The sequence below is a fragment of the Azoarcus sp. CIB genome, assembly GCF_001190925.1.
Classification (GTDB): domain Bacteria; phylum Pseudomonadota; class Gammaproteobacteria; order Burkholderiales; family Rhodocyclaceae; genus Aromatoleum.
In genome coordinates, this window is the sequence record NZ_CP011072.1 from 578,090 (window position 1) to 590,403 (window position 12,314).

Annotated in this window: 10 protein-coding genes; 8 read left to right on the forward strand and 2 right to left on the reverse strand. The window is 65.5% G+C overall.

All coding sequences use genetic code 11. From position 1 onward, the window contains the following. Positions 1–45: 45 nt before the first annotated feature. The 7 genes from AzCIB_RS02430 to AzCIB_RS02460 all read left to right on the forward strand — a co-directional run bounded on the left by AzCIB_RS02430 (position 46) and on the right by AzCIB_RS02460 (position 7,538). Entirely contained in the window at positions 46–1,791 is a 1,746-nt protein-coding gene (locus tag AzCIB_RS02430) for a carbamoyltransferase family protein (protein ID WP_050414435.1), read from the forward strand. Then, positions 1,784–2,917, forward strand: coding sequence for a glycosyltransferase (locus AzCIB_RS02435; RefSeq protein ID WP_050414436.1), 1,134 nt, complete (start codon positions 1,784–1,786; stop codon positions 2,915–2,917). Before AzCIB_RS02430 ends, AzCIB_RS02435 begins: the two co-directional genes overlap by 8 nt. After that, the gene (locus AzCIB_RS02440; RefSeq protein WP_050414437.1) at positions 2,914–3,807 is read left to right on the forward strand and encodes a DUF6625 family protein; all 894 of its coding nucleotides are present in this window, start codon (positions 2,914–2,916) and stop codon (positions 3,805–3,807) included. Before AzCIB_RS02435 ends, AzCIB_RS02440 begins: the two co-directional genes overlap by 4 nt. Next, entirely contained in the window at positions 3,804–4,760 is a 957-nt protein-coding gene (locus AzCIB_RS02445; RefSeq protein WP_050414438.1) for a glycosyltransferase family protein, read from the forward strand. Before AzCIB_RS02440 ends, AzCIB_RS02445 begins: the two co-directional genes overlap by 4 nt. A gap of 92 nt (positions 4,761–4,852) precedes the next feature. Continuing rightward, positions 4,853–5,542 carry a sulfotransferase family 2 domain-containing protein gene (locus AzCIB_RS02450; protein ID WP_050414439.1) on the forward strand — a complete coding sequence of 230 codons (690 nt, stop codon included), beginning with the start codon at positions 4,853–4,855 and terminating at the stop codon, positions 5,540–5,542. 12 nt (positions 5,543–5,554) lie between these two features. After that, positions 5,555–6,361, forward strand: a complete 807-nt coding sequence (locus AzCIB_RS02455; RefSeq protein ID WP_050414440.1) for a polysaccharide pyruvyl transferase family protein — start codon at positions 5,555–5,557, stop codon at positions 6,359–6,361. Between the two features lie 22 nt (positions 6,362–6,383). Further along, on the forward strand, positions 6,384–7,538 hold the full coding sequence (locus AzCIB_RS02460; RefSeq protein ID WP_232299336.1) for a hypothetical protein: 1,155 nt from the start codon (positions 6,384–6,386) through the stop codon (positions 7,536–7,538). Here the strand turns inward: AzCIB_RS02460 and AzCIB_RS02465 are convergent. Further along, the gene (locus AzCIB_RS02465) at positions 7,522–8,184 is read right to left on the reverse strand and encodes a phosphotransferase (protein WP_050414442.1); all 663 of its coding nucleotides are present in this window, start codon (positions 8,182–8,184) and stop codon (positions 7,522–7,524) included. The genes AzCIB_RS02460 and AzCIB_RS02465 overlap by 17 nt on opposite strands. Positions 8,185–8,288: 104 nt before the next feature. Here AzCIB_RS02465 and msbA point away from each other — a divergent pair, with 104 nt between their 5' ends. Beyond that, entirely contained in the window at positions 8,289–10,088 is a 1,800-nt protein-coding gene (gene msbA, locus AzCIB_RS02470; RefSeq protein WP_050414443.1) for a lipid A export permease/ATP-binding protein MsbA, read from the forward strand. Between the two features lie 155 nt (positions 10,089–10,243). On the opposite strand, the gene AzCIB_RS02475 is transcribed toward msbA, so the two are convergent. Beyond that, positions 10,244–12,298 (reverse strand): LTA synthase family protein, encoded by a 2,055-nt coding sequence (locus tag AzCIB_RS02475; RefSeq protein ID WP_050414444.1) that lies wholly within the window; start codon positions 12,296–12,298, stop codon positions 10,244–10,246. Between the last annotated feature and the right edge of the window lie 16 nt (positions 12,299–12,314).

Sequence of the window (12,314 nt, forward strand, 5' to 3'; positions counted from 1 at the left end):
GAAGAGTTTTCGAGTCTCGGCGCTATGACTTTTGAGGCTTCACCCTTGGCTCTGACCATTCTCGGCCTGTCCGGCGCCCTGACGCACGACCCCTCCGCAGCCCTGTACATCGATGGCACGCTCGTCGCGGCGGCGGAAGAAGAGCGCTTCGTGCGCGACAAGCACGCCAAGAACCGCATGCCCTACGAGGCGGCGAAGTTCTGCCTCGAGTTCGCCGGCATCAAGCCGCAGGACGTCGACGCCGTCGCGATCCCGTTCGCGCCGATCAGCATCACGGAGCCGGCGCGCTGGCACTATGCGAAGCGATACTGGTATGCCCCGGACCGCGGCCTCGACGCGATCCTGACGGGCAATCGCCGATACTACCGCTACAAGAAGCGCATCGAGTGGTGCCTCGCGCAGCTCGGCTTCGACCTGAAGAAGACCGAGATCGTGCCGGTGGAGCACCATCTCGCGCACGCGTCGAGCGCCTACCACTGCTCGGGCTTCCAGGAGAAGACCGCGATCCTCGGCATCGATGGCAAGGGCGAGTACGCGACGACCTTCTTCGGCTACGGCGAGAACGGCAAGATCCACAAGATCAAGGAGTTCTACGATCCCGATTCGCTCGGCGGCCTGTACGGCGCGATCACCGAGTACCTCGGCTTCGAAATGCTCGACGGCGAGTACAAGGTCATGGGCATGGCGCCCTACGGCGATCCGGACAAGTACGACTTCTCGCGCCTGGCGAAATTCGAGAACGGCGAACTGGTGATCGACACCGATTACGCCAACGTGATCGGCTTCCGCCGCTACAAGGAGAACGGCAAGGGCTACTACTTCTCGCCCAAGCTGATCGACTGGCTGGGGCCGAAGCGCGCCGGCGACATCGCCGACGAGCCCTACATCCACTACGCCGCGAGCATGCAGAAGCTGTTCGAGGATCTCGCGTTGCAGATGATCGACCACTACCTCGGCGACATCCTGCGCGACACCGGGCGGTTGGCCTTCGCCGGCGGCGGCGCGTTGAACGTCAAGCTCAACCAGAAGATCATCGCGCGACCGGATCTGCGCGAACTCTTCGTGCAGCCGGCCTCGGGCGACTCCGGGACAGCCGTGGGCGCGGCCTCCTACGTGTCGGTCGCGCGCGGCGTGCCGGTCGAGAAGATGGAACACGTCTATCTCGGGCCGCGCTACTCCAACGAGGATGTGATCGCCGCGTGCGCCAAGCATCCGGCGCAGCCGAAGTGGCAACAGATCTCCGACGTTCCCGCGCGCATCGCGCAAGTTCTGAAAGACGGCAATCCGGTGGCGTGGTTCCAGGGGCGCATGGAGTTCGGGCCGCGCGCGCTCGGTGGGCGCTCCATCCTCGGCTGCCCCAGCGCGGCGGGCGTCGCCGACCGCATCAACGAGCAGATCAAGTTCCGCGAGCGCTGGCGGCCGTTCTGCCCCAGCATGCTCGACACCGTCGGCCCGCAGATGCTGCAGACGGATCATCCGGCCCCCTTCATGACCTTCACCTTCGAAGTCGCGGAGGAGTGGAAGACGCGTGTGCCCGAGGTCGTGCACGAGGACGGCACTTCGCGCGCCCAAGTGCTCAAGCGCGAGTTCAACCCGCGTTACTACGACCTGATGAAGGAACTGGAGAAGCTCACCGGCAACGGCGTCGTGCTCAACACCTCGCTCAACCGCCGCGGCGAGCCCATGATCTGCTCGCCGACGGACGCGCTGAACATGTTCTTCGGCTCGGACCTGCAGTACCTGATCATGGAGGACGTGCTGGTCGTGAAGGAGGGCGCGGCCCTTGGCTGAACGCCGCATCCTGCAGTTCTGCCACTGCCACTACGGCCCGTTCGCTGATGTCGCGCGCCAGTACGCGGTCCTGTTCAAGGATTCGCCGTACAAGGTCACGACCGTCTATCTGACCGATCCGGCGAGCGACGAAGTCACCGCGCTGTCGGCGTCCGACGAGGTGATCTACCTCGACTACGACGGCGCCGACGTGCGCGGACTCAAGCTCGACGCGATGCGCCGCGTGCGCGAGATCATCGCCGGGCGCGACTTCGCGCTGATCCTCGCGCACCGCTTCAAGCCCATCCACATCTCGTGTTGGGGGACGAAGCTCCCGGTGATCGGCGTGCATCACGCCTTCGGTGACTACGAGCGCCTGACGCACAAGCTTTTTGCGCGCTGGTTCGGCAAGCGCCTCGGCCTGCTGGGGGTGTCCGATGCGATCCGCGACGACATCCGCCGCGGCGTGCCGTCATGGCCGGCCGACCGCATCGAGACGCTGCACAATCGCATCGACGTGGACGCCGTGCGTGCCGAAGTGCTGCCGCGCGAGGCGGCGCGCGAACTGCTCGGCCTGCCGCGCGATGCCTTCGTCGTCGGCAACGTCGGCCGGCTGCACCCGGACAAGGACCAGGCCACGCTGCTGCGCGGCTTCGCCCGCGCCCTGCCGGACCTTCCTGCCGAGGTGATCCTGACGATCCTCGGCAAGGGGCGGCTGGAAGCGTCGTTGCGGAAACTTGCCGGCGAACTGGGGATTGCCGAGCGGGTGCGTTTCCTCGGGCAGGTGCCGAATGCGCGCCGCGCTTTCTCTGCGTTCGACATGTTCGCACTGAGCTCCGACCACGAGCCCTTCGGCATGGTGCTGCTCGAGGCGATGGCCGCGCGCGTGCCGGTGATCGCGACCGATTGCGGCGGCGCGCCGGAAGTCGTAGGCGATGTGGGTACGCTTTTCCCGCTGGGCGACGCGGCGGCGCTCGCCCGCGGTCTCGTGGCCGGGGCGCGCATGCCCGCGGCGGAGCGCGAGGCGATTGTCGAACGCGGCATCGAGCGCCTGTACGCGCACTTCTCGGACGAGGCCGCGCGGCGCCGCTTCTTTGCGCTGCCGATGGTCAGGGCGGTGCTCGGCGAACCGGACTGGATGCGATGAGCGCGCAACAGCCGTCGATCTGCTTCCTGATTCCGTATTTCGGTCGCTGGCCGTTCTGGATGCCCTTTTTCGTCGCGAGCTGCCGCGCCAACCCGACCGTGGACTGGCTGCTCTTCTCCGACTGCGGGCCGATTCCCGACTGCCCGCCCAACGTGCGCGTCGTGGACACCTCCTACCAGGACTATTGCGCCCGCGTCGCGCGCGCGCTCGACATCCCCTTCGCGCCGAAGAATCCCTACAAGCTGTGCGACGTGAAGCCGGCCTTCGGCTACATCCACGAGGACGAGCTGCGGGGCTACGATTTCTGGGCTTTCGGTGACCTCGACCTCGTGTGGGGCGACCTGCGCGCGTATTTCACGGCCGAGCGGCTGGCGCGGAAGGATCTTTTCGCGACCCACGCGCGGCGCATCTCGGGACATTGCTGCCTGGTGAGGAATACGCGCGAAATGCGCGAGGCCTTCCGGCTGATGCGGGACTGGCAGCCGCGCATGACCGACCAGAAGCACCATGCGCTCGACGAAGGGGCATTCAGCCGGATCTTCATCCGCTACAAGAATCTTCCCGACCGGGTCGCGCATCTACCGCGCCTGCTCAACTCCTGGTATCGGCGCGCGGAATTCGTCGAGGCTTTCAGCACGCCCGACGCGAAGGTCGCGTGGGTCGACGGCGGTTTCGATTTTCCGCAGCGCTGGTTCTGGGACCGCGGCCGGCTGACCAACGATCGCGACGGAAACCGCGTCTTCCCCTACCTGCATTTCGTCGTGTGGAAGAAGCATGCCTGGAAGGATCTGGCGGCTGCGGATGCGGCCACGCTCGCAGCCCTGGCCGCCTCCGGCCGGTGGTCCGTCGATGCAGGTGGATTCCACCCGCTAGTCGAGGCCGCGGCATGAAGGTCCTGCTGTTGGTCCAGAAGGAGCAGCGCGTCATCCTCGACCGCCTCTACGACGGCATCGCCGCGCACACGGACTGCGACCTGCGCTGGCTCGGCCGCGAAGACCAGGCGAACCTGCGGCGCTATTTCCGGCGCAACGTCCGTGTCGAAGACTACGAGCGCATCGTGTTCTTCCTGCGCTTCAAGCAGGAGATCCGGCAGGTGCCGTTCATCCGCACCGTGCCGAACCTCGTGATCCTCGAGCATGACGCCTGCCAGAACTATTTCCCCGGCAAGTACCAGGGAAAGTTCAGCCGCCACTATGCGCAGCTGCCTTGGGCGCGCGTGATTTCGTCCGGCTTCACGGTTTCGCAGCGCTTGCGCGACGAAGGTGTCGACGCGGTGTTCGTGCCCAAGGGCTACGACCAGACGATGCTGCGCAATCTGGGCCTGGAGCGTGACATCGAACTCGCCTTCGTCGGCAGCACGAAGAGTTCCGTGTATACGGGGCGTCGCCGGATGCTCGACGAGATCGCCGCGCGGGAGCAGCTCCTGATCACCCGGACGGCTTCCGGCGACGAGTATCTGCGCACGCTGAACCGCATCCGCTTCTTCGTCGGTGCCGATGCCGGAATCGGCGAGTACATGATCAAGAATTTCGAGGCGATGGCCTGCGGTTGCGTGCTGTGCGCGAACGATCAGGGCGCCGGGGAAAACGCCGCGCTGGGGTTCCGTGACATGGAAAACGTCGTCCTGTATCGCGATGCGGCGGAACTGAGCGCGAAGCTCGCGGTGCTGCGCGAGGACGCGGGTCTCGCCGCGCGGATTGCCGCAGCCGGACAGGCGCTGGCCGAGCGCGAATACCGTTTCGACCGGCTGGGGGAAAAGATCGCACAGGCACTCGTGCCGCCCTTGCGCCCCAAGCCGCCCCTGGGGCCGATCGAGCGCTTCCGTCAGCTGCTCGGGTTCTGAGGCGTCGCGATGTGCTTATACAGCTGCAGGATGCGATCTGTCAGGTACGTGTTTCTGCGCGCCGCCCGGCAGAGTCAACTAGGTGAAGCTTCATGAGAAGGTATCTCTGGAAACTTGTTCCGAAGCAGGCGCGTGAATCCATCCTCAACCGTCTGTCGGTTGTCGATCGTTCCGCGATCGACAAGATTCTCTCGGACAGTGCCCGCCTGCCGGTCGATTTCGAGCGCCATTCGTGCATTTTCATCCATGTGCCGAAGTGCGCCGGGAGCAGCGTGAAGCGCGCCCTGTTTCCGGGAAGGACGCACGGGCATATGCCATTGTGGTTCTACGAAAGAAATTTCCCGGAGTTCTTCGAGAGCGCGTTCAAGTTCTGCTTCGTCAGGAATCCGCTCGACCGCGCGTATTCGGCCTACCACTATCTGCGCTCCAATCAGGATATCCAGCGCGATCAGGCGGCGCGCCGCATGGTGATGCGCTACGACACCTTTGACGGATTCGTGCAGAAGTGGCTGTGCGAGGAAACCGCCCGAATGCAGATGCACTTTGCCCCGCAGTGGCAGTTCTTGTGCGATTCGTTGGGCCAGTTGCGCATCGACTTCATTGGGCGGCAGGAGACGATGGCCGCGGATTTTCTGCGGGTATGCACAGTGCTTGGAGTTGACGCCAAATTGGATCAGACAAATGTCTCGCCCCCACAGTCGCAGGAGCCGACATTTCAGGCGCGTACGATAGACCGCATCCGTCGCGTGTACGAGCGCGACTACGAGTTGTTGGGTTACTGAGGCAAGCGGAACATGGCCATCAGACTGTACTGGTGTCGAGGCAAGGGACGGGATGAGCCCGGGCAGAGGAATTTTGGCGATTTCCTCTCGCCGCTGATCGTCGAGATGGCTGCGCGCAAGCCGGTCGAATATGCGCCCATCCACAAGGCCGACATGATGGCGATCGGCTCCATCATGAACCGCGAGCAGAAGGCGAAGCGCTTCCTCGTGCCGCGCCGCCTGCACGTCTGGGGAAGCGGCACGGACGCGCCGGAGCGGGTGTTTTCGGCGCGCCATTACTACCATGCCGTACGCGGCCGTCTCACGCGCGAACAGATAGAAGGGGGTGAAAGCCTTCAGGGGGTGGTGCTGGGGGATCCGGGGCTGCTCGCGGATCGCTGGTGGGAAGGCCGACCGAAGCCCGCGAAGCGCTTTACCCTCGGGTTCATTCCGCACTATGTCGATCAGACGGCCCCCATCGTCGAGCATGTCGGTGCGCTGCCCGGGGTGAAGGTCATCGATGTCTACTGGCCGGTCGAGGAGGTCCTCAAGGCGATCCAGGAGTGCCATTTGATCGTGTCGTCGAGCATGCATGGCCTGATCGTCTCGGACGCCTTCGGGGTTCCGAACCGGCGCATCGCGATCTCGCGCGGCATGATCTCCGACTACAAGTTTGCCGACTACTATTCGGCCTTCGGGATCGCGGAACCGGCCTGCCTCACTCCGGAGGAATTCCTCGCGAGCGGCACGAGCGGTTTCGAGACGCTGGTCGGGGAGTGCGAGCGCCCCGGCATCGAGGGTATCAAGGACAATCTGTTGGCGGTGTTTCCGTCGCTCTGAGGTCTTCTTGCTAAAGCTGGATTTGCGCGACGGCCGCGCAGCCTATTGGCTGGCATCCGTCATATTGTTCGTCTTCTGCGTATCGTTCTACACGCCGATATCCTCGAAGGCGTCGAACAACATCTTCTATATCGGCCTCGGATTTCCGGCGCTGGCATGGTGGCTGTCCCGGCCGCGCGCGGCGCTCGGCCTGTGCCGTGTCGCCCCCGCTTTCCTGGCGGCCTACGGTGCACTGACCGCGTGGTTGGTCATTGCGGATCCGGCATTTTTTATGGATACGCTCTACATCGCAGCCCTTTTCGTCTGTTGTGCGATGCTGGAGCGCCATGGCTCCGGCGTGGTGCGCGCGTACACGGGTTTTGCGCTGGTCAGTATCGCGCTCTTCGCATTCGCCACAGTGAAGTGGGCGCAACTCGCATGGTTGCACCATTATTGGCAGCGCATCACGCTATGGGGGCAGGGGCAGAATCCGGTGTATGCGGGACTGCTGATCAGCAGTTCACTCGTGTTCCTGTGGCTCTTTCATGTCGAGCCGCGCCTCCGGGAGCGGTCGCGTCCGGCCTATCTTGTCGCGCTGCTGGGGCTCGTCGCGCTGGGGGGGCTGTGCGCGGTCGTCTTTCAGGCGCGTTCGGCACTGGTGGGGTTCGCCGCCTTTCTGGTCGTCTTCCTTATCCAGCGGCGCCTCGTCGTCGTCGGCAGTCTGCTGGCGGTAGTCGCTGCCGCCCTGCTATGGGGCTTGGGAGTCGCTGATGCATTGCTCGATCGCGGGGGGAGCTATCGGTTCGAAATCTGGGTGGATGCGCTGCGCCGGCTCGGATCCGACTGCAGCGTATTCGTCGGTTGCGGCAAGGACGACTATCGCTTCCTCGGACAGTTCTTCCATGCCCATAGCGCCTACGTGTCGATACTGTACGAGGCGGGCGCGATTGGCCTGGCGCTCTTCCTCGCGATGGCCCTCGCGTTCTTCGTTGCTGCGTGGCGGAGCCGTTCTCGCTGGATGCTGGTCGCTCTCGTCGGTTGGGCCGGGGTGGCGACGACGACGCCGGGAGTAATCGTTTCGCCGCGCGCGCTGTGGGTGTTCTTCTGGATCCCGACGCTGATGGCGGTGCTCGAAAGCGGCCGTCCCGCGCTGGAAGCCTATTATCGGAAGCGCGGCCGCGTCACGGCGCGCGGTTGAGGTTGGGCATGCGGGTCATGTGCTCCGGCTCCAGATGGATGCCGGAAGCCGCGTTGTAGTGCGAGAGGAAGCGCAGTGCGCCGACTTCGTTGATGAGGCGCGTATCGGCCTTGTAGCGGAACACGTGGCGGAAATTGCGCACGCGCTTGTGGCGGCTGATCGGGGCGCGCTGCACGCTCATGTCGGAGACGTCGATCAGGCCGAACGCGCCGTCGGGCATGAGCAGGACGTTGCCCAGATGGAGGGAGCGGAAGTAAATGCCCTCGTCGTGGAGCTTGGCAATGAAGCCGGCGAGCCGCAGCAGCAGGGCCGAGCGCTCGTCCGTGCCCAGGCCGGGCAACAGGCTGCGGATGGTGTCGCCGGGCAAGGGCCAGTAGCGCACGGCGGTCTTGCGTTCGCTGTCGAGATCGTAGCTCTCGAGCACCTGCGGGCAGGGAATGCCGCGGGCGGCGAGGGCTTCGGCGTTGCGCCGGAAACAGTCGGCGGGCGGAAAGAACAGCGCCGAGGAGAGGAAGCGTTTGCGGCGGAAGAGCTTGAGGAAGGAGCCGTCGGTCAGGCGCAGGACCTTTTCGCCGCGCGGGTCGGCTTCGATGACCGTCGCGCCCTTGCGCAAGGCGGAAAAGGCTTCTCGGTTGAGTGGGGTCACTGGGCGCTGCCGCGAGAATCAAAGGTACAATTTTAACCCGCATGTTGCAGTGCAGGCCGGTTTTTGCGGCAGTGCACGAACCCCCTTTCCGGAAGCCCCAAAACTTGAAGCGCAATAAAGACACGCAGTCCGCTTCCAGCCTCAAGATCTATCTCCGTCTGCTGAGCTATGTCCGGCCCTATGTGCCTGCGTTCGCGCTCAGCATCGTCGGTTTCCTGATCTTCGCGTCCTCCCAGCCGATGCTGGCGGGCATCCTGAAGTACTTCGTGGACGGGCTCTCGAATCCCGAGGCGGCGCTGTTCGCCGGCGTGCCGCTGCTGGAGTCGCTGCCGCTGATGAAGGCGGTGCCGGTGCTGATCGTCGCGATCGCGGTGTGGCAGGGGCTCGGGTCCTATCTGGGCAACTACTTCCTCGCCAAGGTCTCGCTGGGCCTCGTGCAGGATCTGCGGCTGGCGCTGTTCGACAGCCTGCTGCGCCTGCCGAACCGCTATTTCGACGAAACCAACTCCGGGCACCTGATCTCGCGCATCACCTTCAACGTGACGATGGTGACCGGCGCGGCGACCGACGCGATCAAGGTGGTGATCCGCGAGGGACTGACGATCGTGTTCCTGTTCGGCTACCTGCTGTGGATGAACTGGAAGCTGACGCTGGTGATGCTCGCGATCCTGCCGGTGATCGGGGTGATGGTGACGAGCGCGAGCCGCAAGTTCCGCAAGCAGAGCAAGAAGATCCAGGCGGCGATGGGCGACGTGACGCACGTGGCGTCGGAGACGATCCATGGCTACCGCGTCGTGCGCAGCTTCGGCGGCGAGGCCTACGAGTCGCGGCGCTTCCGCGCGGCGAGCGAGGACAACACGCGCAAGCAGCTGAAGATGGTGAAGACCGGCGCGACCTACACGCCGATGCTGCAGCTGGTGAGCTACACGGCGATGTCGGTGCTGCTGTTCCTGGTGTTGTGGCTGCGCGGCGATTCGTCGGTGGGGGATCTGGTCGCCTACATCACCGCGGCCGGCCTGCTGCCGAAGCCGATCCGCCAGCTTTCCGAGGTGAGTTCGACGATCCAGAAAGGGGTCGCGGGGGCGGAGAGCATCTTCGAGCAGCTCGACACGCCGCCCGAGGAGGATCGCGGGACGGTCGAACGCGAGCGCGTCACCGGGCGGCTGGAGGTGCGCGACCTGAGCTTCTGCTATCCCGGCGTCGATCGCCTTGTGCTCGACGGCATCAGCTTCAGCGTCGAGCCGGGGCAGATGGTCGCGCTCGTCGGGCGTTCGGGCAGCGGCAAGTCGACCCTTGCGAATCTGATCCCGCGCTTCTACCTCCACGGGAGCGGGCAGATCCTGCTCGACGGCGTGGATGTCGAGGATTACACACTGAAGAACCTGCGCCGCCACATCGCGCTGGTGACGCAGCAGGTGACCCTGTTCAACGACACGGTGGCGAACAACATCGCCTACGGCGACCTCGCCGGTGCACCGCGCGAGGCGGTCGAGGCTGCCGCGCAGGCGGCCTTCGCGGCGGAGTTCATCGAGCGCCTGCCGCAGGGTTACGACACCGAGATCGGCGAGAACGGCGTGATGCTGTCGGGCGGCCAGCGCCAGCGCCTGGCGATTGCGCGCGCGCTCTTGAAGGACGCGCCGGTGCTGATCCTCGACGAGGCGACCTCGGCGCTCGACACCGAGTCCGAGCGCCATATCCAGGCCGCGCTCGACCGCGTGATGAGCGGGCGCACGACGATCGTGATCGCGCACCGGCTATCGACAATCGAGAAGGCCGACGTGATCATGGTGATGGAGCAGGGGCGCATCGTCGAGCGCGGCTCGCATCAGGAACTGCTCGCGCGCGACGGCGCGTATGCGCGGCTGCATGCGATGCAGTTCGCGGAGCAGGGGGCCGAGGGCTAGTCTTCCACGCCGTGTGACCATTAATTGGCACGGCGGAGCACCGCGCTGCGCCGCCGTAACGGCGAGGGGCGGGCTCTAAAGCGCTCGCAAGAAACCCATCCCCATCCTGTCCTTCCCCTTGAAGGGGAAGGTACCTGCTGACTGGCTCCTGCGGATCACTGCGCCGCGCGGCGGTTGTCGTACATCATGAAACGCGAGGTCTCGTGCAGGCCGCGGGCCAGTGCGGCCAGGCGCGCGAATTCTTCCGGGTGGGCGTCGGCGACGTTGTCGGTGGGCGTCTTCGACGCGAGGTCGTGCATCGTGGCCTTGCTGCCGTCGTGGTTCATCTGCACGAGGAAGTTGCGCGTGACGGCGCCGATCAGCGGGAAGGCGCCTTCGCGCAGGATCACGTGCACGGCGCGTTCGCCCTCGGGCGCGGGGAGTTGCACGTCGCGACCGAGCGCGCCGTTGCGGTATTCGACACCGAGCAGGCCGGCGACGGTCGGCAGCAGGTCGACGAGGCTGGCGGCTTCCTCGAACACGCGCGGCTTCAACAGCTTGGGCGCGTAGATCACCGCAGGGACATGCGTGCTTTCGAGGTTGAGCTGCTCGAAGGCGGGCGGCATGAAGGGCAGGCGGCTGATGCGGCCGTTGTGGTCGCCGAAGAGCACGAAGATGGTGTTGTCGAACCAGCCATCCCGCTTGGCGATCTCCATCAGGCGGCCGATGTTGTGGTCGAGCAGGCGCACCGCGTTGTACTGGCCGACGTCTTGGAAGCTCGCATCCTGCACTTCCTGCAGCGAGGGCTTGCGGATCTCGAAGCCCTCGTTGTCCGCGGGAATGGTGTAGGGGCGGTGGTTGCCGGCGGTCTGGAGGTAGGCGAAGAAGGGGCGCTTCTTCGCGTCGTCCTTCAGCAGCGCGCTGCTCTCGCGGAACAGGTTGAGGTCGGAGATGCCCCATACGTCGTCGTTGGGCGACTTCCACGCGCCTTCCTCGATCAGCTCGATGCCGTCGATGCTGCTCTGGATCAGCGCGTTCATGTTGGCCCAGCCGGCGCTGCCGCCGATCGCGTACACCTTGCGGTGTTCCGTCAGCGCGTTGACCACGGTGTGCTGGTTGCTGATGAAGGGGTTGCGCGTCGCGCTCTCGGCGCGGGCGGCGTCGGGGATGCCGGTGATGCTGGCCCACACGGTCTTCGCGGTGCCCGAGACGGGGACGTGGAAGTTGCGGAACAGCCAGCCTTCGCGCGCGATCCGGTCGAGGTTGGGGGTGGGGTCGAGCGGGTTGCCGAAGGTGCCGAGGCGGCTCGCGCCGAGCGATTCGAGCATCACGAAGACGACGTTGGGCGCGCGCTGGACCTGCAGGCGGTGCGGCTGCGGGCCGATCTGGCGCGTCACCGTGAGTTTCTCGGGGTCGGGTTCGGTGACGCCGAGGTAGCGGACCATCATCTCGTAGTGCTTGGCGACCTGCGCGCGGTCGAAGGTTTCCTGCGGCGTGCGGATCGTGTCGTAGATGAAGATCACCGGGTTGAGGCCCAGCGCGCCGACTGCCGAGTTGCCGGACACGAAGGCGTCGCTCCAGCGCAGCGGCACGGGGTTCGACGGGTTGATGCTGGTGAGGCGCCCGATCAGGCCCAGCAGGGTCAGGATCGTCAGCGCGATGGCGGCGACCGCGGCACGCGAGAGCGTCGGCGTCACGCGCGCGGGCCGGTCGAGCAGGTGGCGTTCGAGGCGGATCGCGGCCCACAGCACCAGTACGGAGGCCGCGAGCCAGCCGGCGGTGATCTTCAGCACCGGGTAGCTTTGCCACAGCATGCCGGCGGAGATGTCCGTGTTGCCGAGGAAGCGCAGGATCGTCGAGTTGATGCGCAGGCCGAGGTAGTCGTAGTGGCCGAAGTCGAGCACGTAGATGAGCAGGACGAGGAGGATCGCGAGGCCCAGGTAGAGCCGCGACAGGCCGCGCACGAGTCCGCAGCGCACGAGGTTGGCGCGCGGCAGGAAGGCGAGCAGGGCGATCGGCAGCATCACGAGGATCGCGAGGCGCAGGTCGAAGCGCAGGCCGATGCCGACGGCCTCGACGATGCGTTCGCTGGCGATGCCGCCCATCGCATCGAAATCGGCGAAGCCGATCAGGAAGGCGCCGCGCAGCAGCGCGAAGACGGCGAAGAACAGGGCCGTGCCGCCGAGCAGGTAGCGCACGCGGCGGGAGTGGAGCCAATCGGTCAGGAGCATGGGTGTTCGGGTATCA